At 41.8% G+C, this 22598-nt stretch carries 18 protein-coding genes; 8 read left to right on the top strand and 10 right to left on the bottom strand.

The window, feature by feature from the left end; translation table 11 throughout:
• Positions 1-5: 5 nt before the first annotated feature.
• Complete coding sequence (locus DMZ48_RS02865; protein WP_143953580.1) at positions 6-698, bottom strand: 2-phosphosulfolactate phosphatase; 693 nt, start codon at positions 696-698, stop codon at positions 6-8.
• 350 nt (positions 699-1048) lie between these two features.
• Here DMZ48_RS02865 and DMZ48_RS02870 point away from each other — a divergent pair, with 350 nt between their 5' ends.
• The 3 genes from DMZ48_RS02870 to DMZ48_RS02880 are packed head-to-tail and all read left to right on the top strand — an operon-like array spanning position 1049 to position 3081.
• Entirely contained in the window at positions 1049-1348 is a 300-nt protein-coding gene (locus tag DMZ48_RS02870) for a hypothetical protein (RefSeq protein WP_162558654.1), read from the top strand.
• 25 nt (positions 1349-1373) lie between these two features.
• Positions 1374-1841, top strand: a complete 468-nt coding sequence (locus tag DMZ48_RS02875) for a hypothetical protein (protein ID WP_143953582.1) — start codon at positions 1374-1376, stop codon at positions 1839-1841.
• A 13-nt stretch (positions 1842-1854) separates the two neighbouring features.
• Positions 1855-3081 carry an SGNH/GDSL hydrolase family protein gene (locus DMZ48_RS02880; protein WP_242009090.1) on the top strand — a complete coding sequence of 409 codons (1227 nt, stop codon included), beginning with the start codon at positions 1855-1857 and terminating at the stop codon, positions 3079-3081.
• Position 3082: 1 nt separating this feature from the next.
• Here DMZ48_RS02880 and DMZ48_RS02885 read toward each other — a convergent pair whose 3' ends face one another.
• Positions 3083-4924, bottom strand: a complete 1842-nt coding sequence (locus DMZ48_RS02885; protein ID WP_143953583.1) for a vWA domain-containing protein — start codon at positions 4922-4924, stop codon at positions 3083-3085.
• A 554-nt stretch (positions 4925-5478) separates the two neighbouring features.
• On the opposite strand from DMZ48_RS02885, the gene DMZ48_RS02890 reads away from it, so the two are divergent.
• The 4 genes from DMZ48_RS02890 (at position 5479) to DMZ48_RS02905 (ending at position 11828) form a co-directional block, all read left to right on the top strand.
• Complete coding sequence (locus DMZ48_RS02890; RefSeq protein ID WP_143953584.1) at positions 5479-5904, top strand: hypothetical protein; 426 nt, start codon at positions 5479-5481, stop codon at positions 5902-5904.
• Positions 5905-6064: 160 nt separating this feature from the next.
• Positions 6065-7150, top strand: a complete 1086-nt coding sequence (locus DMZ48_RS02895) for an efflux RND transporter periplasmic adaptor subunit (RefSeq protein WP_143953834.1) — start codon at positions 6065-6067, stop codon at positions 7148-7150.
• A gap of 24 nt (positions 7151-7174) precedes the next feature.
• On the top strand, positions 7175-10399 hold the full coding sequence (locus tag DMZ48_RS02900; protein ID WP_143953585.1) for an efflux RND transporter permease subunit: 3225 nt from the start codon (positions 7175-7177) through the stop codon (positions 10397-10399).
• Positions 10392-11828 carry a TolC family protein gene (locus DMZ48_RS02905; RefSeq protein ID WP_143953586.1) on the top strand — a complete coding sequence of 479 codons (1437 nt, stop codon included), beginning with the start codon at positions 10392-10394 and terminating at the stop codon, positions 11826-11828. Before DMZ48_RS02900 ends, DMZ48_RS02905 begins: the two co-directional genes overlap by 8 nt.
• Before the next feature lie 174 nt (positions 11829-12002).
• On the opposite strand, the gene DMZ48_RS02910 is transcribed toward DMZ48_RS02905, so the two are convergent.
• Positions 12003-13241: a DoxX family membrane protein gene (locus DMZ48_RS02910; protein WP_143953587.1), complete on the bottom strand. Its 1239-nt coding sequence runs from the start codon at positions 13239-13241 to the stop codon at positions 12003-12005.
• 182 nt (positions 13242-13423) lie between these two features.
• Positions 13424-14188 carry a hypothetical protein gene (locus DMZ48_RS02915; RefSeq protein WP_143953588.1) on the bottom strand — a complete coding sequence of 255 codons (765 nt, stop codon included), beginning with the start codon at positions 14186-14188 and terminating at the stop codon, positions 13424-13426.
• Positions 14189-14450: 262 nt separating this feature from the next.
• On the opposite strand from DMZ48_RS02915, the gene DMZ48_RS02920 reads away from it, so the two are divergent.
• Positions 14451-15791, top strand: coding sequence for an alpha-L-fucosidase (locus tag DMZ48_RS02920; protein WP_143953589.1), 1341 nt, complete (start codon positions 14451-14453; stop codon positions 15789-15791).
• Positions 15792-15807: 16 nt separating this feature from the next.
• Here DMZ48_RS02920 and DMZ48_RS02925 read toward each other — a convergent pair whose 3' ends face one another.
• The 6 genes from DMZ48_RS02925 to DMZ48_RS18495 form a co-directional block, all read right to left on the bottom strand.
• On the bottom strand, positions 15808-16995 hold the full coding sequence (locus tag DMZ48_RS02925) for a hypothetical protein (protein ID WP_143953590.1): 1188 nt from the start codon (positions 16993-16995) through the stop codon (positions 15808-15810).
• A gap of 201 nt (positions 16996-17196) precedes the next feature.
• Entirely contained in the window at positions 17197-18465 is a 1269-nt protein-coding gene (locus DMZ48_RS02930) for a hypothetical protein (protein ID WP_143953591.1), read from the bottom strand.
• A gap of 130 nt (positions 18466-18595) precedes the next feature.
• Complete coding sequence (locus DMZ48_RS02935) at positions 18596-19711, bottom strand: DUF2914 domain-containing protein (RefSeq protein WP_143953592.1); 1116 nt, start codon at positions 19709-19711, stop codon at positions 18596-18598.
• Positions 19712-19810: 99 nt separating this feature from the next.
• Positions 19811-21394 (bottom strand): DUF7133 domain-containing protein, encoded by a 1584-nt coding sequence (locus DMZ48_RS02940; RefSeq protein ID WP_143953593.1) that lies wholly within the window; start codon positions 21392-21394, stop codon positions 19811-19813.
• Between the two features lie 206 nt (positions 21395-21600).
• Positions 21601-22131 carry a thermonuclease family protein gene (locus DMZ48_RS02945; protein ID WP_143953594.1) on the bottom strand — a complete coding sequence of 177 codons (531 nt, stop codon included), beginning with the start codon at positions 22129-22131 and terminating at the stop codon, positions 21601-21603.
• 183 nt (positions 22132-22314) lie between these two features.
• Positions 22315-22485, bottom strand: coding sequence for a hypothetical protein (locus DMZ48_RS18495; RefSeq protein WP_162558635.1), 171 nt, complete (start codon positions 22483-22485; stop codon positions 22315-22317).
• Between the last annotated feature and the right edge of the window lie 113 nt (positions 22486-22598).

The raw sequence follows: 22598 nt of genomic DNA on the forward strand, positions 1-22598 counted from the left end.
GCTTGTCAGGTCAGGTATATACGTTCAAGTTCGAGCTTGTGAGTATTCTTATTTGAGTATTTACGTTTCAGGATTGCGTTGAAACGATTGATATCCATACAGTAAAGAAAATCGGAATAAGGGGCAAATCCACGATCAGATAAATAAGGCGCACTCAACGCCCTGAGTTGCGACATCGTTTTTTCGTAATCACAGGGAAGTTCCAGGAGGCGGTTCTTCATATAGTCTGCAAAGATATAATCTTCCCTCCCATATTCCAGCTGCTCCTCGGCGGTACAATAGATGTTGACTCGTTCGATTTTCTTTTGAGTGATATAAGTTAATAAAGCTCCAAGATTGACAAAACTCCCCGTTACTACTTCATTCTGTTCAGGCTGAGCCAGTAAACCTTTGGTGCCGGATGTCGTGGTATGAACCACCTTCTTACCACGAAGATCGAGATCCTTAATTTCGGTTGGAGAATTGCCGAGATCGAAGCCATCGATCATTATTCCTTGCCTTTCTCCTATCAGGACAGCATTTTTATAAACCTGTCTTAACGCCATTGCATGTTCGATACTTTCAGCGATTATATACTGTTCAGGCTTACGTTCATCGATATAGTATGACATCGAAAATGCCCTGAATACATCGACAACAACTGTGAATCCTATAATTTGTCCTGCATCATCCGACGGGCCATAAATATTTACTTCCATTGAAAAGTTTTGATTTTAGAATACTGTTCAGATAGTCAGAAAAAAAACTGTTTTTAGCTAAATTCTTTTGAATTGTAACCTGTAAAAGTATAACACGTTACCTGTGACTTTGTAACCCGTAACCTTGTAACACCGTAACACCGTAACACCGATTATGCGTTATAGTAGGTATGAAAGTAATAAATCTCACCGAGAATATTGCGGAAATTCAAAAATTGAAAATACAGAGGTTATTTTCGTCAGGAATCCTTATCTTCAGGCTGTTAATCAACCCAATTATAAGAAGCTGTATGTCGGCAAAAAGTTCCAATCGTTTGTTTCGTTTTTTTAGTATAGGCTTGTTTTTTACCATGATCATAAGCGTTTCATGCCGCAGTGAAGATGATGATGCAGAAGCCCCGCTTTGTGAGTTGTACTATGTTTATATACTCGATGACTGTGACTGTGACCCGGTGGATGAAACCGATGATTGTTATACCTATCTCGAATTGGGCAGGGACGACTATGAATGTGTAGAACACTATGTGAATACCGGTGATGGGGATTGCGTTTTTATCGATGGTATTATGTGCAAGAAATTTGCCGGTAGGGAAGGTTATGTAAAAACCGCTACCCTTTTCCGTGAAAATTGCGTGGAAGAAGGCGAATAAATACAAAGTTAAGATCAAAATTAAAATGAATTTATTTAGAAAACCATATCTGATCTATTGGGGAAGTATTCCTTTGATTTTGATCCTTGGGTTTCTTGTAAGATTCCGCACTATGCAACTCAATATTCATGATACGTATTTTGTGATCGATCAATTTTCATTGGCTGTCCTGATTTCGGGGTTTGCATTAATAATAGGGATAGCGTATTGGATGCTATCGCGTTACGGTAAAAATATTTCACAAAGGTTGGTAAAATGGCATATAGGCATTACTTCAATAGCCGTCCTTTTATTGCTGGCGCTTTCTTTTTTCTTTGTAAATACGACCGATAAACCGGGAGCAGCTTTCTCGGATTATATGGCAGACATACGATGGAATTATAAAATCGAAAAGGTGATGTTTCTGGTGGCTGTCATAATGCTGCTGGCACAATTTCTATTTCCATTGAATCTGATCCTTGGTCTCTTGAATAAAAAAAGAATCAAAGCTTGAATTTAAAACCTTGATGATGTATAGTTTAAAACGATTACCGGTGTTGACCATCGCAATGGTCATACTTTTTATCTGCAGTAATTGTACATCGGAGAAGGCACCAAAGCGAAATATATGGGTCGGTACCTGGAGCACAGCTCCACAACTGGTGGAACCACAAAATAACCCTCCGGAACCGGGACTTACCGGTAACACCCTACGTCAGATCATTCGAATCTCCATTGGAGGAGATACACTCCGACTTCACCTGTCTAATGCTTACAGCGATCGTCCGCTTTCGATAAAGAAGGTGACCATTGCTCCGTCACTAAATGGAAGCAGAATCGATACCGATGCATTGCAGGTTCTCCAATTTTCAGGACAACCGAATGTAGTCATGAATCCTGGAGAGAATATTGTTTCAGACGCCCTTGCCTTTTTTGTCAGATCCAGATCAGACCTGGCGATTACCATCGAATACGCTGAAGCACCGGAATATATTACAGGTCACCCAGGATCGAGAACTACTTCCTGGCTGGCTCGGGGTGAACAGAGTGAAGTTGTAGAATTTGAAAAACCGGTGACTATGGACCATTGGTATACGATCAGTGGTATATCGGTCAGGGCTAAACCAGCTGCAGGTGCAGTGGCCATTCTTGGCAATTCTATCACCGATGGTCGGGGTTCGGGAACAAACGCACAGAACAGATGGCCTGATAGGATGTCTGAAGCATTGATGAAAGATGATTCGACCTCGAATATCGGTGTTTTAAATCAGGGTATTGGAGGGAATTGTGTGTTGAGATCTTGTCTGGGACCTTCAGCATTATCCAGATATCATCGAGATGTATTGGAACAGCCAGGGGTTCGCTGGTTGATCCTGATGGAAGGGATCAATGATATCGGACAGGCGGAAGATGCCAGAACTGCCGATGAGATAGCGAAGAGCCTTATCGATGCCTATGAACAGATCATTACGACCGCACATCAAAGAAAGATCAAGGTGTTTGGTGCTACTTTACTTCCATTCAAGGATTCTTTCTATTATACCGATTTTCGGGAAGCTGCACGTCAGCATGTGAATACCTGGATCCGGGAAAGCGGGGTCTTTGACGGTATCATTGATTTTGACAGTGTGATGCAGGATCCGAATGATCCCTTAAGATTACTGACTGAGGTACATTCCGGCGACTGGCTTCATCCCAATGAGCTTGGGTACAAACGTATGGGAGAAGCTGTGCATCCCGGATTGTTTAAGTGAGTTATTCGTTTGAAGCGGTTAGTTGTAGTAAGGAAGCGCTTTTCATCAGTCTGATCATTTCTCCTTTATAACCATCTTCATCTTCTCCTTTCGAGTCTGAGGCCAATTGAATCGCTTTTTCCCATGTGAGATCCTCGAGATATTTTGAAGAGCGAAGCAACATTCCAAAGGAAGCTACCCCTGCAGAAAAACGGAAATTATCCGATGTCTTTTTCAGTGATTCCGGATCGTTCTTTACCACTTCTTCAAGCAGTTTACTTTTGTTTCCATCCGGTTCTTTGTAGCGTAATTTCAGGGTTACGATCTCCTTACCTTTTAAGGCGTTTGCAGTAAGGTCTGATTGCTGATATTTCAGATCCGACTTCCCCTGAGCAGGTCCCGGAATGATCTCATATAAGGCGGTAACGGTATGACCGGCACCGATCTCCCCTGCATCTTTGGTATCATCATCAAAATCTTCTTCATTCAACAAACGATTTTCATAACCGATCAGGCGATAACCGGAAACCACAGCTGGGTTGAATTCCAATTGAAACTTAACGTCCTTGGCTATCGTGAATAGCGTACCCCCGAATTCGCTCACCAATACTTTTTTGGCTTCCAGCAGATTGTCTATATAGGCGTAATTCCCATTTCCTTTGTCTGCGATGATCTCGGCCTTGTCATCCTTATAATTTCCCATGCCAAATCCAAGAACGGAAATAGCGATGCCTTTATCGCGATTTGATTCCACCAGTCTTTCCATGGCTGCATTACTGCTGGGTCCCACATTGAAATCCCCGTCGGTAGCAAGGATGATCCGGTTGTTTCCACCTTTGATGAAATTTTCACCGGCCACCTTATACGCCAGTTCGAGTCCGGCCCCACCGGCAGTAGAACCACCAGCGTTCAAGGCGTCAAGAGCGTCAAGTATGGTTCTCTTTTCATTACAGGGTGTAGCGGGTAAGACGAGTCCGGAATTACCGGCATAGACCACCATGGCAACCTTGTCCTGAGGTCTCAGGGTTTCGATCAGTAATTTGAAGGAAGATTTCAGTAGCGGGAGTTTATTCGGGCTTTCCATGGATCCGGATACATCGATCAGGAATACGATATTGGAAGGAGGCAGATCTTCTGTTTCTATCTTTTTGCCTTGTAATCCGATGTGTAAAAGCATGTTTTTCGTATTCCAGGGACATTCTGAAAGCTCCGTATTGATGCTGAAGGGCTCGTCACGGGAAGGTTCCTTATAGTCATAGGAAAAATAATTGATCATTTCTTCGATTCTTACAGCATCGATAGGCGGCAGATCTCCACCATTGATAAATCTTCTGATATTACTATAGGCAGCTCGGTCAACATCCACTGAAAAAGTAGAAAGCGGGTTTTTGGATACCTCCCTGAAGTCGTTTTCCTGTATAGTGGTATAACCCTCCGTATTATAATAATCCGAAGGTGGTCGTATGGATAGATTTTGCGAATCAACCATAGTGACACTTCCGGTAATTGCAATCTTCTTTTGCGTAGTATATCCTAAAACCACTACTTCGCGCAATGCCTGCGTATCTTCCTGAAGTATGATATTGATGACCTTAAGATCCTTGACTTTTACGGTTTGTTGCTGAAATCCAAGATATGAGAATGATAGCTTCGGATTTTTTGAAGTAAGTATGATTGAATATTTTCCGTCGAAATCGGTTTGAACGGAATTGTTGGTACCGATCTCCAGGACCACTGCCCCGGGTAATGGGTTTCCGTCGGATGCAGCAGTAACGATACCGGTAACGGTTTGTGCATTAAGCATAGTTGTTGGTAAAAGGCCGGTAAACAGAAGCCAGCAAAAGGTGATGCATAGTGTTTTCATGTCGGTGGTTTTAAGTGTGTTACTATAAAATTATCAAGGGGGGAGATACTGCCTTTTCAGGTATCAATTATTGTTCCAAAAAATGGAGTTATGTTAAGTTGTAAATTAAAAATCAATGGTGCCCGGTTAAATACATTTGTCTTAGCTATTTGTTCCGTTAGGTAATACACAATATTAGCAGGAGGTATTATTAAAGGATCGAAATGTCATTAGATACAAAACCAAATATTCTGAGATTGAGTTAAGGAAGTGAAATATTCAAAAAATGGGATGTTTTTAGTACTCTTACGCAGAAATCATACGGTCCTGCATGGTTGCACGTGTTAATTCTGTACATAAAAAAATAATTACAACGTTGTAGTAAAGCCATGGGGTACTGTTGATTTGGCGTGATTCTGATGAATTTTACCTTTTGTGGTTGGTTGTAAAAACTACACAATCAGATAATTATAAATTTGAAGGGGTGTAATTTGTTGTTTCAATAATTATTTATACAAATTTTTAAGATTATATGCCTTGACAATCTATTGAACATGATGTAGTTTTATCCCCTGATGATTAAACGTTTATTTAAATACCTGCTTACCCTTGCCATACTCATCCTGAGTGGGGTAGTTTATCTTTATGGGAATGAGGGTAATGCTATTGACGGAATTTCATCAAAAGTCTTTCCTGAACGTGCGGTACATTACAATAATTTCTCCGACACTTCCTTTCAGGATTTATTCATAAAAACAACTTCATCGGGATCGGAAAGGGAAAAGAACCTGATTCATGAGAACGTCAATGAAGAAGAGTTCAATGAAATGGACGCTTCCCAAAAGTACATTGACCGTTACAATTTTCTCGCAGATCTGTCTCTGACCCTCCCCGTAACAATTTTCCACGATATCAAGGAGCGTTTATCGATCGGTAAACACTTTTCTCATTCAACAACACTAAGGGCGCTGTTTATCCGTTTCCGGGTATTCAGATTATGATTCTTTAGCCCTGGATATCATGAAATCATTCATGATTCCCTAAACGTAACATGGTTGCAGGTTGCGACATGATCTTATTTCATGATCCCCGTAACAGCAACTGATGTTGTACTATCCCTATTTAATTTAATTAACAACAGTATCGTAAAAAAGTTACATGATGAAGAAGATTCTCATGCTTGCAGGCACTTGTGCCTTGTTGTGGAACATGAGTTGCACAACTAAAAAAGAAGAGGCAAAAAGCGAGGAGACCAGGTTCCTGGTTACTAATCCGGTTAGAAAAGACACCTTATTCACCAAAGATTATGTTTGCCAGATCCATTCGATCAGGCATATCGAACTCCGCGCACAGGAGCGTGGCTATATTCAGAAGATCTATGTTGACGAAGGCCAGTCTGTAAAAAAAGGTCAATTGCTGTTCCAGATCATGCCCAAGATGTATGAAGCGGAAATGGAACGTGCCAAAGCTGAAGCTAATTTTGCCGAGATCGAATATCAGAATACCAAAACCCTGGCTGATGGGGATGTAGTAGCCCCAAATGAGCTGGCGATGGCTAAGGCGAAATTTGACAAGGCTAAAGCAGAACTTTCCCTGGCTCAGGTACATCTTCAATTCACTGAGATACGTGCACCTTTCGATGGGATCATCGATAGATTCCATGTACGGGAGGGAAGCTTTGTAGACGAAGGTGAATTGCTTTCCAATCTGTCCGATAACAGCAAAATGTGGGTATACTATAATGTGCCTGAAGCGGAATACCTCGATTATAAATCCAAGGTAACCAGTGATGAAAAGGCTCAGGTAGAACTACAGATGGCCAATAATCAAATGTTTAAATATCCCGGCGTGGTCGAGACAATAGAAGCCGACTTCAATAACGAAACGGGTAATATTCCTTTTAGAGCGACTTTTCCAAATCCTGACGGACTCCTGAGACATGGAGAAACCGGAAATATCCATATGGGAGTGCCACTACAGGATGCACTTATCGTTCCTCAAAAGGCAACCTTCGAGATTCTTGACAAGAAATACGTGTATGTAGTGGGCGACGATGATATTGTTAAGACCCGTGAAATAACCGTAGGACAGGATCTGGAAGATCTCTTTGTTGTTACTGACGGACTCAAAGAGAACGAAAAGATATTACTCGAAGGAATTCGTAAGGTACGAGACAATGACAAGATCGCTTATGAGTATGCAAAACCTGTACAAGTGATCGCTCAATTGAAACTGCCTGCTGAATAAATGAAGTTTTAAAAAAGAAAGACCATGTTTAACAAATTTATACACAGGCCGGTCCTCGCGATCGCGATCTCTCTTGTGATCGTGTTTATGGGAATGCTGGCCATAAAATCCCTGCCTATCTCTCAGTATCCTTCGATAGCACCTCCAATGGTTGTGGTATCGGTGGCTTATCCGGGAGCGAGTGCAGATGTACTGGTAAATTCAACCCTTATCCCGATGGAGAAGGCGATCAACGGAGTTCCCGGTATGAAATATATGACATCTGATGCGACCAGTGCCGGTGAGGCAACGATTCAGGTCGTCTTCAATCTGGGGACAGACCCCAACCAGGCGGTAGTAAACGTTAAGAACCGGATCGAACAGGTGACTAACAAACTTCCACCTCTGGTGCAACTTGAAGGGGTAATCGTGAACCGGGTACAGCCGAACATGCTGATGTATGTCAACCTTTACAGTAATGACAAAAAATCGGACCAAAAATTTCTGTACAACTTTGCGAACGTAAATATTCTTCCCGAACTGAAACGTCTGAATGGGGTTGGTAGTGCGAAGATCCTCGGTAGCCGCCAGTATGCAATGCGTATCTGGTTAAAACCAGATCGTATGCGTGCCTATAACATCTCAACAGATGAGGTGATGGATGCCCTTGCAGAACAGAGTATCATCGGGTCGCCGGGTCGTCTGGGGCGTAGTTCCGGTAAGAAATCTCAATCGCTGGAATACGTACTTACCTATCAGGGGCGTTACAACGAACCTGATCAGTATAAGGATATCATCCTGAAGGCTACACCTGACGGAGAGATTCTACACCTGAAAGATGTAGCCGATGTGGAATTAGGTAGTGAATTCTATGATATCTATTCCAATCTGGATAACCACCCGTCGGCAGCGATCACACTGAAGCAAACCTACGGTAGTAATGCAACCGATGTAATCGAAGAAGTTAAGGCCAAACTGGATGAGATCAAGGACACCTCCTTTCCTCCGGGTATGGATTATAAGATCAGTTACGATGTATCTAACTTCCTGGATGCTTCCATGGAGAAAGTAATCCATACGCTTGGTGAGGCTTTCGTACTGGTGGCACTGGTGGTATTCATCTTCCTGGGAGACTGGCGATCCACACTGATTCCAACTCTTGCCGTTCCGGTTTCACTGATCGGTACGTTTATCTTCATGCAGTTCTTCGGACTTACCATTAACCTGATCACGCTTTTTGCGCTGGTACTTGCGATCGGTATCGTGGTGGATAATGCCATTGTCGTCGTCGAGGCTGTGCACGCCAAGATGGAAGAGGAACACCTGTCGCCGTATAAGGCTACGGTTCGGGTACTTCATGAGATCAGCGGAGCGATTATCGCGATCACCTTTGTGATGGCGGCGGTATTTATCCCGGTAGCGTTCATGACCGGACCCGTGGGTATCTTCTATCGTCAGTTCTCTATCACCATGGCAACGTCCATTATTCTTTCCGGACTTATCGCTTTGACGCTTACTCCGGTGCTTTGTGCCATGATCCTTAAGAATCCGCATGGGAAAAAGAAAACGCCTATCGATCGGGCACTGGATGTATTTAACCGTTGGTTTGAAAAACTGACCGGGCGATATAGCAACCTGCTGACCCGGATCGCAAGTCGCAGAATGGTTACCTTCGGTATTCTGATTGCCTGTGGAGTAGGAATTTATTTTCTGAACAATCAATTACCTTCAGGGTTTATACCTAATGAAGACCAGGGGATGATCTATGCGATCATACAAACTCCTCCGGGATCGACTCTGGAACGTACGAATGATATTGCCCGTGAACTACAGGAGATAGCAGAACATGTGGATGGAATTCAGTCGGTGTCCGCACTGGCAGGATATGAAGTATTGACGGAGGGACGTGGATCGAATGCGGGTACCTGTCTGATCAACCTTGAAAACTGGTCTGATCGTGATCATTCTGCGGAAGAGATCATCGAAGAGCTGGAGGAAAAGGCAAAAGAGATTCCGGGTGCAACCATAGAGTTCTTCCAACCGCCGGCCATTCCCGGTTATGGTGCAGCGGGTGGCTTCTCTCTCCGTCTTCTTGACAAAACAAACAGTGGTGACTATAAGACTTTCGAAAAAGTCAATGACGAGTTCATGGCTGCTTTGAAGGACAGAAAAGAACTTACGGGTCTGTTTACCTTCTTCGCAGCCGATTATCCGCAGTACGAATTGCAGGTAGATAATAAGGCAGCGATGCAGAAAGGAGTATCTATCGGAAAAGCCATGGAAAACCTGTCGATTCTTATCGGTAGTACTTATGAACAAGGATTTATCCGTTTCGGAAGTTATTATAAAGTTTATGTTCAGTCTGCTCCGGAATACCGAAGACTCCCTGAAGATCTTATGAAATTGTATGTGAAGAATGATGCCGGAGAGATGGTGCCTTATTCTGCATTTATGAAGATCAAGAAAACTCAGGGTCTGAATGAGATCACGCGATATAATATGTATACTTCTTCCGCTATCAATGGTGCTCCGGCATCAGGTTACAGTAGTGGACAGGCTATCAAGGTTATTCAGGAAGTTGCTGCAAGTACCCTTCCAAGGGGGTATGATATCGACTGGCTCGGACTTTCGAAAGATGAGGCTACGCGTGGTAACGAAGCACTTTATATCTTCCTGATCGTTCTTGCGTTCGTTTATATCGTATTAGCAGCACAATATGAAAGTTTTATACTTCCGCTTTCGGTGATTCTTTCGTTGCCGATGGGGGTATTCGGAGCCTTTATGTTATTGAAGTTAATGGGACTTTCCAACGACATTTATGCACAGGTCGGACTCGTAATGCTGGTCGGACTCCTTGGTAAGAATGCGGTATTGATCGTGGAATTTGCGGTTCAGAAGCATCAGCAGGGAATGACTGTACTGGAGGCTGCGATCGAAGGATCGAAGGTGCGTTTCCGTCCGATCCTTATGACTTCCTTTGCATTTATCGCAGGTTTGATCCCGTTATTGATGGCTACCGGTCCAGGTGCACTGGGTAACCGTACCATCGGGGCTTCAGCAGCCGGAGGAATGTTGTTTGGAACGGTGTTCGGTGTGATCATTGTACCAGGACTTTATTACATCTTCGGCACACTTGCAGACGGTCGTCATTTGATCAAAGATGAAGACGAAGTGCCATTAAGCGAAGAGTACGAACATAATCACCCCCTTATCGAGGAAGATGATGATGAGGAAGTTTCGTTAACCGAAGAAATAGATCACAATGTTTAAGAGTAAACTATATATATATGCCGGAGTTGCAGGATTGCTGCTGAATGTCACTTCCTGTAAACTCCCAGAAGTAGCCACTAAGACCGAAGACACAACGGTTCCTGAACAGTATGCGAACGCTGTTCAGGACACCGTTAATTCGGCAAAGATTCGTTGGCAGGATTATTTTACTGACCCATATCTGGATTCACTGATCGATACTGCTCTTGAGAATAATCAGGAGTTGAATATCACCATGCAGGAGATAGCGATCGCCCGAAGTGAGGTAAAGGCCAGAAAAGGAGAGTACCTTCCTTTTATCGATATCGGAGCAGGTGCAGGGGTTGATAAAAAGGCCCGGTATACAAGCCAGGGAGCTATGGAAGCTACCACCGATATCAGACCCGGAGAAGAGATGCCGGAACCTTTACCGGATTTCTTCGTGGGAGCGACTGCTTCCTGGGAGATCGATATCTGGAATAAACTTCATAATGCTAAAAAGGCAGCTTTAAGCAGATATCTGTCCAGTGTAGAAGGAAAGAATTTCCTTGTGACCAATCTTATCGCGGAGATCGCTAATTCGTATTATGAACTTTTGGCACTGGATAATCAGCTGGAGATTGTAAATCAGAATATCGAGATTCAATCTAATGCGTTGAGAATTGTTAAGCTTCAGAAGGAAGCCGCACGAGTAACCGAACTGGCAGTGCGTAAATTTGAGGCTGAGGTATTTAAGACCCGAAGTCTGCAATATGACGTTCAGCAGAAGATAACAGAGACGGAAAACAGAATTAACTTTTTGGTTGGCAGGTTCCCTCAACCTATCTCCCGTGATCATCATGCGTTCAGCACACTCATTCCGGAAAAGATCCAGACGGGTATTCCTTCCCAATTGTTGGAGAATCGTCCGGATATCAGACAGGCAGAACTCGAATTGGCTGCATCGAAGCTCGATGTTAAAGTTGCCAAAGCAAGGTTCTATCCTTCTCTGGGTATTTCTGCCGGTATCGGCTACCAGGCGTTTAATCCGAAGTATCTGTTGAATACACCGGAATCATTATTGTATTCCATAGCGGGTGATCTTACGGCGCCGCTGATCAACAGAAATGAGATCAAGGCGACCTATATCAGTGCGAATGCGAAACAGGTTCAGGCGGTTTATAACTATGAGCAGACTATTTTAAATGCTTATGTGGAAGTGGCGAATCAATTATCACGGATCGGCAATCTCGAAAAGAGCTATGAACTTAAATCCAAGGAAGTTGACGCTTTAACACAATCTATAGATATATCCAGTACGCTGTTCAGATCGGCTCGGGCCGACTACATGGAAGTGCTGTTAACACAACGCGATGCCCTGGAATCCAGATTTGAACTGGTAGAGACCAAAATGCAGCAGATGAATGCATTTGTTTCCATGTACAAAGCGTTAGGTGGCGGCTGGAATTAAGCCCTTATGACTATGTTTTGATCATAAAGCCGGTTATTATAAAGCCATGACCGGTTCTTGAATGAAAGTCGTCCTCTGAAATCCCCCTCTTAGGGATGGCTTTCTTTTCAGTTCTTTAATTATGTTGTTGTTAATTAGGGAAGTCCGGACAATCAGTCCGGACTTTCTTATTTATCAGCGGTTGTTCGGATATTCATTGATCCAGTTAAAGCCGGTCTTTAATAAGGGCATTGAATTGTGATCGAACTGCCTGAATCTTAAGCGTAAACTGTCGTTGTCAATTCCCGTGAATTGTAATATGCTATCCTTGATTGTATATCTGAACTGCAGGGAATCTGTGGAATAATAATCTTTAAGATAAATTGCGTGGTCAGTTGTGTCAATGGTGGTTCGGTAATTCTTCTTTTTATTTTCGGGATCGATCACGATCGTATAATACTTATCGATGACGAGTTTGTTCCAGCTATGATCCTGCGTTGAATCCTCTGTATCATTGATAAGATCATAAATACCATATAGTACTGGTTTTGGAGCATCCTTCCCATAGGTCTTTCGGCTGTAGGAACCAGAATCGAAAGTTGAATACAGGATAATGATCAAGGCGAGAAATTTAAAGGAGATAGTAGTGATATTCACCCATTTTTTCTTGAAATACGGGAGGATGGCTGGTGCTGTGGTTGGCTTGTTAAGAATAAAGAATTGTAAGAGTTGTTTACTGTAAGGGATCAACAGGTAAAGCGAAATGATCATCAAATGCCCGGAATATAATTTTACGGGAATATCAAAGCTCATATTCATCATAAACACATTGAGCATAACACCGAAACTGCAAATGGCCCCCAGCTTGGTGGTCTTTCGGAAACAAAGTAATAATCCTGCGATCGTTTCCATCAATCCGGAAAAGAATGTATAGCTGTCGGAATATTCCATAAAATTCCATGCCAGTCCCATTGGAGTCGATTCGCCATAGGTTTTGATAAGATCAAGCAAGGAAAGTTCGGAGAATTGATTGATAAAAAGTTTCGTGATACCGTAGCCAAAAAGAACCAGGGCGAGATAGAATCGCAGATAGACGTGCTGCCAGGTGAACAGGGTATTATAAGAAGGCCGTTTCCGATCCATAATGCTCCAGAGAATCGCAATAATAACGGAAACGCCTAGCAACACAAAGACCGAAAGGTAATCAAAACTGGTATCTCCGCTACCGTTTAATACATTGGTAATTTCCCTGCTGAAGAAAAGGTTGCTGAAAAGTGAAACAAATTCCTCTTTGAAATGAACGTATACATTTCCTAATTTATTCAGAAGCGGTATACGGTTGAGAGGAAAAGGGAGGCAATACAATAAAAAATAGATAAAGGAGAATCTAAAAAGAATCTTTTCTGTAAGGTTCCAGTGTAACTTTTGCATCATAGTTTTAGGATTTTAGATTTCCTAATTAAATGAAAAACCTACAACCTGATTACTCAATTAATTGAATATTAACATTTAAATGGATCAATAACAATGTTTTCGGGTTCAAATAAAAAAGCACCCGGTTCTGATTTTAGAACCGGGTGCTTTTTTACAGGTAAGGGAAATCATTTAAGATGCGATCAGTCATCGGCTGAAAGGCTCATCACTTTTTCATAGATAATGCGCCATTCAAATCCTTCAGGGATGATCTCTCCCATCTTGGTCTTATCAAAAATGGCCTGCCATTCTTGCGGAACCTCAGCGTCTGGTTCATATCGCAGATAGTTCATCACGCTGGTAAGATCATTGAAGCCATCCCAGGTCAATACGGAGAAACGTGCCTGCATTCCCTGCGGATAAATTACCGACATCATTCCCCAGGAGCTCATCCCCATGGTCTTGGCCTGGATATTCTTTTCATGAAAAGGTTTCCACAGGTCTTTATTCTCAGTGATAAATCCATTGAAATCCTTTGGCATGGCATAATTGACCAAAACGAATTGGTTTTCGCCAGGTACCATATCTTCCAATTGCATAATATAATCAAAAGGAACAGTGGTGAAGGAATTTGTCTCTGCCTGAGACATGGGTACTCCCAGATTTTTCATATTATCCTCAGAGAATACCAACTCCGGTTTCATTTTATCAACACTTTCATAAATGTTGAGAAATACATAGTTAGGTGCATCAGTATTGGTAACCCCTACTTTATGCCATAAGGACCAGCCTTGTAAATTACCATTGTCGATGGCTGCCTTTGCGACCTTCGACCAGTATTTCGTCTCCCTTTGAACGAATTCCTGTTCCTTATCAGCCGGAACAACACGGTACTGCATATAAATAACCTGTGCATAAGAGGATGTCATCAAGATCAGGGCGCCGAAAATGCAAATTAGTTTTCTCATGACATTGTTTGTTGGTTTATATTCTATTAAAGATACGACTTTAAGTTATTGTAAATCAGAACTATATAATTTTTTTCTTAAAATTTTGAACATATTTGAAATATGCTATGCAAATATTGGGGTAAATTATGAGGCTCATATTTTATTAAGAAAATTCGCCAATCTATTAAAACGGGAAAAATTCCTATTTTTAAACATGATGAAGACGGTATCGTGTATTCATGAACCCGTCTCTGATCCAGATTAACTGATACCAATACCTATGAAAAAATTACTTCTCCTCTACCTGCTTTTTTCTGTATCCATATATGCACAGCAGGATAGTAACGTCACGCATAATGCTGAGGTACCGAAAATGCAATGGTTTAAGGAAGCCAAGCTTGGGATTTTCATCCATTGGGGTATTTATGCCGTGAATGGAATACCGGAATCCTGGTCGTTTTATAACGGAACTATTTCCCATGAAGATTACCTGAGACAGGCAGATAATTTCACTGCCCGAAACTACGATCCGCAAGCCTGGGCTGATCTTATTGCTGAAAGTGGTGCGCGATATTCGGTGATTACCACTAAGCATCATGACGGATTTGCTCTCTGGGATAGCAAGGATGGGGTATTCAATGCCGCAAAGAACAGTCCGGCAAAAAAGGATTTAATCGCCCCATTCGTGAATGCCCTAAGGAAACGGAATCTCAAAGTGGGATTGTACTATTCATTGCCTGATTGGTCGTATGCAGATTATACCGATAAAACCAAAATGGAGAAGCGTTATAAGATCGCCGGGGAGCCGGAACGTTGGAGAAAGTTTCAAAAATATAGTTTCGGACAGATGCAGGAGTTAAAAAAAGAGTTCGATCCGGATCTTTGGTGGTTTGATGGAGACTGGGAGCATACGGCAGAGGAATGGGATGTAAATGGAATTAAAGACTTGCTTACCGATAATAGGCCTGATGTTATTTTCAATTCACGACTGAATGGGAATGGCGATTATGAAACACCTGAAATAGGAATTCCTGTCTATAAACCTCAGGCGAAATACTGGGAGCTTTGTGTGACTATGAACGATTCCTGGGGATTCCAGCAGAATGACAAAAACTATAAAAGTTCACAGCAGATCATCGATCTGTTCACAGATTGTATCAGCAAGGGAGGAAATTTACTTCTGGATATTGGACCGAAAGCAGATGGGAGCATCCCTGATGAGCAGGAAAGGATTCTGAAAGATCTCGGGCGATGGACGAAGAAGCATGAAGAGGCAATATTCAAAACCGATGCAGGAATCGCGTATGAACATTTTAACGGACCGACTACCTTATCGAAAGATCACAGAACGCTTTATGTTTTCGTACGAGATGTTCCTAAAGACGGAAAGATCTTTTTAAAGGGTATTACGAATAAGATTCATCGCGTTTATGTGGTGGGTGATGGAACCTTGCTTACGTATAAGAACTATTACAAAGTTTACTGGAATGCCTATCCGGGAGTCACTTATATCGATATTCCTGAAAATGTGATCGATGAGAACTATACCGTTCTTGGTGTTGTTCTGGATGGAGAAGTAAGCTTATTTAAGGAAAAAACCGGCGCCATTGAAAGTAATTGACGCCGGTGGAGTATTTTTAGTTGTAGGCTTGATTGCTGATAATGTTCTTTAGCTGATTTTTTATATCCTCGCCTGCATTATAGATCATTTCTTCTGAAGAAGGGAAGGGAACGACCCCTGCATTCAGCATGACCAGATCACTGTCAGTGAGTGCTCTTTTATCGCCGTCATGACGGGCATAATAATGCTGGAACATCCAGGATGATGCCAGCGGGTATCCGTTTACCAACTGATGTGAATGCAGATCAGTAACAGTGATCTTACCCACCACTTCTACCGCTTTTTGCTGCGTGAATTGTTGGAATTTGGTTTGAACCTTTACAAAATTATCTACTTTGATATCATTTCCGAGACTATCCTTGGCTACATTTCCGTTAGCATCCAGTACATATTTTTGTCCGTCTTTAACTTCCTTTTCCTTGATTACGATCTTTTCCTGAACTTGTTCAGGCCCGATATTGATCTCTTTGAAGGAAAGATCCATTTGATAGTCATAATTGATATTTTCCTGGGGAACGGTATGATAAACGGTCCATAGATTGTCAATGCCATAAGTGTTAAAGTTCAGCAACTCTTCTTCCAGACGTTTCGGAAGTACTTTGTCGCTGGTATTACTGATCGAAACCTTTACAAAATCAACCCCATTCATCAGGGCAGTTTCCATCATTTCATAGACATTTCTGTAGTTAGGGGAGATCTCATTCAGGTAACTCAGATCATTATATGCAGCTCTGAAGTCTTGTTTCGAGCGCGCTTCTTTCATCAATCTGGCTGAATTGTCATAGAGATAAGCTGAAAGCTGATCCTTACTGTTGATGATCTTATCGGAAAGGTCCTGAATTCTGATGTCAGCAAGACGGGATTGATCATAAACTTCTAATGGAAGTAACGGGCGTACCCTTTCCTGACGTTCATTGATCTTCAGATACGTTTGATAAACCTCCTCCAGATTAGCCGGATTCGCATCTTTCTTTAGGAAGGTGATACGCTCCAGATCACGTGAATTCGCTTTGGAATACGCATCTTCCAGCATAAGGACATACGGCTGATTACCTTTTTTTGCTTTATTGTCTCTCAATTTATCGAGCGCAATATTGATCGCCTGTTCATAATTTCCTGAATTCAGAGCGACCTGCGTCTTTTTTACACTGCTGCATGAAAAGGTTACTATCGATAGAACAGCTAATATAATTGCCTTTTTCATTAAGTTAATGGTTTTGGGTTGGGGTAAAATTAAGAAATTTTAACAAGCAACAGGTGTAGAACCCTTAATTCTGAAGACTTCTGTTGTCTGCGATCTCTAAAATGTTGTGTAAGAACCCGAATCAGATGTTAAATCATTGATTGAGAACGCCTGAAATCATTCTCATATTGCGTATAACACTGATTCGGGAATTTTTTAAAACTAAAAGAATCGATATCCCACAGAGAAGGTAGTCATAGTTTTTTCACCTTCCCAGTTCAATAGAAAGTCTCTGGGTATCTCGTTGTTTCCGTTGATCGCTTTTTTCGGTCTTATCATAATACTGAAAAGAAAATCCCTGTAATTAAAGCCAACTGCAAAGTTTAGAGAGGATATAATCTCCAGATTTTCTTTACTAAACCATGGATTAGGATTTGGCTCCGGGCCTGAATAATAGGATACGTCTGCCTTTAAATAGGAATCCATGGAACCTCCTGCCATTGCGTATAATTGAAATTTTTCCTTTCTCATAAAATAATACTTAAGGGCTATCACCCATTCTATATAGGTGAATTCTGCATTCAGATCTCCATAAAGATTTTGACTTTCTTCCATAGTCCGTTTCCCTTTGTAAAAGTTAAGGGAAGGTCTAAAATTAATAGCCCATCTGTAATTATTAAAAGGAACTGCGTATTCAAGCTCTACACCTAATGAAGGAGTGATAGTGTTGTCCAGTTCAGTGGTGGTATTCTGAGTTTGGAAACCTCTGTTCACCTTTAACCCGGTAAGGTTTGCATTAGCCAGTACTGAAAGATGGAATTCTCCGGATTTTCTGGATTCAGAGTAATCGGTATAGGTAACACCGTTGCACGCATTGTATTTTTGAAAGACTTTCTCCAAAGATCGTTCTGCGTACGTAACATTTTCAAGGGTTGATTTTTTCAGTGATTCGCATTGCAGTGTATTCAGGAGTTGTTGTCTGAATTGTATATTTTCACCTAGAGTGCTGTTCGTTACCTTGTATTTTTTGTAAACCAAAGGTTGAATTTCTCCATTATCGGAATTGAAGAAGAAACGAAGATACTTACCGGTTCGGTATGAGTAGAGTGTGGCTTTCCCTTCGATATTCACCTTGAGAAAGACCGTGCTGTATTTATATTCGGGTAATTTGGAATAGCTGAGCGCTTCGATTTCATCGGAAGACACATCCAGATCTATTGAAGCTCTTTGATATTTGAATTTACCGGGGATCCCAAATTCCTGTACATTATCAAGATTTCCGGTGATTGGATTATATCGCTCATCGGGTTTATATTTAAAACTTGCAGGATTATACTTCCATTCGCTATCCTTGATCAGACAATCCTGTTTACTACCATCATTGAAGATTACATAGCCGGGCGCATAATCGGATTGGGCAAAAGAAGTGAAAGTTATAATCATAAAACATAGCGAGAAAACTGAATTTCTCAGCATAGATTTCGTATTCATGGATTTGGATTTTCGTTTAGGGCTACAAATATGTAAAAAACAAAAGCGATGAAGAAGGATTTTTCTGTATACCTGCCAATAAATTTCCCGTTAACGAAACGATCAATATAGATGAAAGCGTTATGAGAGTTTATATCTTTCTGGTAGTAAGTCGCTTGGGTTGTTTTGAAGGATCGAGGATGATCTCAAATTTAATACTCCCGAGTATCAATTCATCATCGGTGAGTACATCGACTTTCCATTTACCGGTTCTAACGTTGTTTTTCAGGGTGTAACCACGATAGCCATGATCTCTTCCCCCGGTGATATCAAAGCTGATCTCATCCAGCACTTCCCATTCTCCGGTTTTTTCATTTTCCCATTGCCAGCGATGCTTGATAGATTTCTTTAAAGCGGTGGGAGCGAATACTGAGGAGAAAACATAAACACTCTCTCCCGGTTTGTATATAAATTGTGATCGATGATCTCTCCAGAAAACATAGGGTTCGTCTCGTTCATAGGTGACGAGGTATTTGCCGTTTTCAACGGTGATATTATGTGCAGCGAGTCCGGTATCCAGTGCCAAAGGAACAGGAGGGATTAGCTTTAAATGGTAGAAGCCAAATATAACGAGATAGATAGAGATCACCAATCCGAGTAGCTTTCCCAGATGAATTTCAGCCCGGGTACTCGGACTCATCCCGTAAACACATAGGATTAAAACCATGGTGCATAACAAACTCACGGCCCCGGATATTAAAAAGATAGTTGCATTCATCTGTTTGATAAATACCGGGATCATGAACGTAAAGAAGGTGAAACTTATAAAGGAATAGATACTGAACTGTAAATATTTATTGGAGATTCTTTTCTTAAGAAATTCATTCGCCAGAAATAAGCCGACAAGTATTACAAAGAAGGCGGCTGTCTTAGAGAGTGATACACTACGTGAAAAATAGATCACATAGGCACTTGAAAGTCCTCCGAAAAAGAACTGGATGGCGAGGGGGAAATATTCCTGAGGGCGTTCCAGGATCGTTCCGTTCCAGCGACCGTCATCAGCGCGGTTATACAGATAGAGTGTTATACTCAGCAATGACATATGAATGGAAAGCATGACCAGATCATAGGTGCGATCAATTCTTCCCAAGGTCAGCGAATCAAAGATGAATCCCCCGATGAAGAAGAGTATCGGAGCGTATTTCTCGTGTTTTCGAATAAATTTCCGTAATGCACTGTTTCGGTACCTGACAAGCACTCGTTTCATAGGTCGGATTTACCGTGACAATATACTTAAAAATGGTCACCTTTCATCTGTTTTTGCTAACGTTGGTTTCTCTCTCTTCGAATTCTTGTTGAGGATGCGTTATTTGGAATTTGAGATCAGAAAATCCAGCAGGGAATTGATTTCTTCCTCCGTAAGATCTTCCAGGAGTCCGGTATACATCATTGATTCCGAATATAACTCGGTCGATTCGATTTCATTGACGGGAATCTTCTTGATCTGGTTTCCCACCAGCATTAGTTGTAGCTCCTCCTCATTTTGAGTTATGACTCTTCCTAATTGCACTTCTCCGTTCTCCATGGTGATCTTTGAGGCAAAAGAACCGGGTTTAATACGTTTGGAAGGGAATTTGATCTCTTCCAGTAATTCCTCACGGTTGTAGAAAAGTCCGATATTCTTCAAATCAGGACCCAGCATTTCTGTAGTTCCATCGAGAGAATGACAGGCAAAACAAGCGCGGGTATTGAATAATTTTCTTCCTACTTCAATGCGGTTGTTATCGAGGGCTGCGGCGAGCCTTTTATTTTCGGGAATATCAGGAGTGATCCATGGGGCTTTGATGATCTTATAGATAGCACCATCAGCTGTATCGGTCTTTTGATACCAGTAATCGGTAACCCCTACCCGCGAAGCATATAAATGACCTTCCTGGGAAAATGCGATGTTTGATACTTTAGGCAGGTCGGTGAGTAAGTATTCGGAAACTGTTTCCTTACCGTCATCACCAGTGTTGATTTCGACGCGGGCAATACCTCCTCTTTCCCAGTATTCCCCCGGGCCGTAAAAAGCGACATAAAGGGATTCCTGTTCATTTTCATTTCTGAAGATCAGATCTGAAGGAGCAACCTCCGTTTCGAGATAACTTACTACCGGTATGACTTCCTGTTCACCATATTTTGTGGTGTTATGTCCATAGAATCCGTCTTTGACATATCGGTTCAGCTCTTCTCCCGGATTTTGTCCTCCCTGATTATCCACGAAATAAAGTTCACCGGCTTTATTAAAGCCCATACCATGTGCGGAACGCAGGCCTGTAGCCAGACGTTCAAAGGTTTTCCCATCCGGTGAGATGCGCATCAGGCTTCCTCTGACCTTCTCGGGATCTGGACTAGCCCCGGGATTCCAGGAGTCGGTGGTCAGTACAAAATAGAGCCAACCCTCCTGATCGAAACAAAGTCCGGAGGTCCATTCATAGGGATGATCACTATAGGGAATCTGATCAAAGAATACAAAACTGGTGTCAGCTACGAAGTCCCGGTCGGTATCCCGGTAGACCCGGATCTGGGAAGAGAGTCCGACATAGAGATCATGATCTTTAAAGACCATACCTGCGGGAGTTCGAAATCCATCTGCTGCAACATTACAAAAAAGCAATGCCTTATCCTCGATTCCGTCACCATCTGTATCTTCAAGACTATAAATCTCGCCGGTTAGGTTAGCTCCAAAGATACGGTTATCAGGTCCGTTGGTAAGCACTCCAGGGTTCCAGATTTTCACTCCTTTATCGATAGGGAGTTTCATCACGAGCAAGGAGTCATAGACTTTAACGGTAGTATCGCGAAGTAGAGCAAAACGTTCATTTTGAGAAGAAATTGAGGGTGCAGATTCATTCTTACAGGAAGCCAAAACAATGGCGAGCAAGATAAAACAGATAAATTTTTTCATCGCAGTCAGGTATTAGTGGTTGGAATGTAGGAGGGGGAGAATTTTAAATATACTATAAAAAGTTGATAATAAGCTTTTTGGGTATGGCTTTTATTGATTTCGATCAAAGGGAAGTTGGAAGTGGAATAATTATTTGCATAGGGTTACATCGAAATTCTTTTAGGGTATTAAAAGCATAGGTCTGGAAAGGGAAGAAAATTGATAACTTAGTTACCAGACCAAAGCCCGGCTTTATTTTCTCGAGCATTTCTTTGCATTTCAATAAACAACGCTGCATATTTCACATTCGGAGGTACCGTATATGCCATCGCATATCCGTTTTCAACTAAATGTGCATTAAGAAAGGTTCCATCCTCCAGATAAGCATAGGCAAGGGTACGACCGTAGCGATCATATTTATCAACATCATATTCCAGTCTGACTTTTTTACCTTGTAAGAGTTGTTTTATGTATTCGGAAGCTTCCGTGCCAAAAGCCTCTTTTTTGATGTTAAACATATTTCGGGATTCAGGGGCATCGATTCCGATGAGACGAATCTTTTCTCCTTTTTCGGTTCCGTTGTCGATCCAAAATGTGTCGCCATCTACAAATTTTTTAATCGGGAAATATTCATATAGATATTTAGTAGGTTTATGCTGGGTAACGGTATTATTGTTTGCCGTAGTAATAGAATAGAAATTACCGCTATAACTAAGGGCAAGTAGGGAGGAAATTAGTAGCAGGAAAGCTTTGTTCATCAATATTGAAATTTTCAATTTCTACGACTATTATTAACTATAACACTTTTTTTATTGCTGTTTGAGTGGGTTTAAATATACAATTCTTTCGAAAGAATTATTTACGGATACCCTCATGGAATTTTTATAAAAAAGAAAAGCCGGGCAAACCCGGCTTTTAAGTTTAACGAATACGGAATCGAATCAATTCCCATCGTCCTCATCGGGGTCTGATTCCAAAGTTCCATTCTCACCGCTATCGCCATCTGCCTGGGCGTTGTACAATGCATCCTGTTCGCTTACAGATTCTGTAGTACAGGAAGTTAAAGAGTTGAACGAAGCCATTAAAACGAATACAAAAATTAACTTTTTCATTTGTTGATGTTTTAGTATGAAAATTCCTGGCGGTGGTTTTCACCGCATAATGCAGGTAGAGCATGTTGAGCTCTTGCAGGAAGTGTTTTGGCTGAGTACTATCCGGAAATTAC

It is taken from the genome of Robertkochia solimangrovi (assembly GCF_007279655.1).
In the GTDB taxonomy this organism is placed as follows: domain Bacteria; phylum Bacteroidota; class Bacteroidia; order Flavobacteriales; family Flavobacteriaceae; genus Robertkochia; species Robertkochia solimangrovi.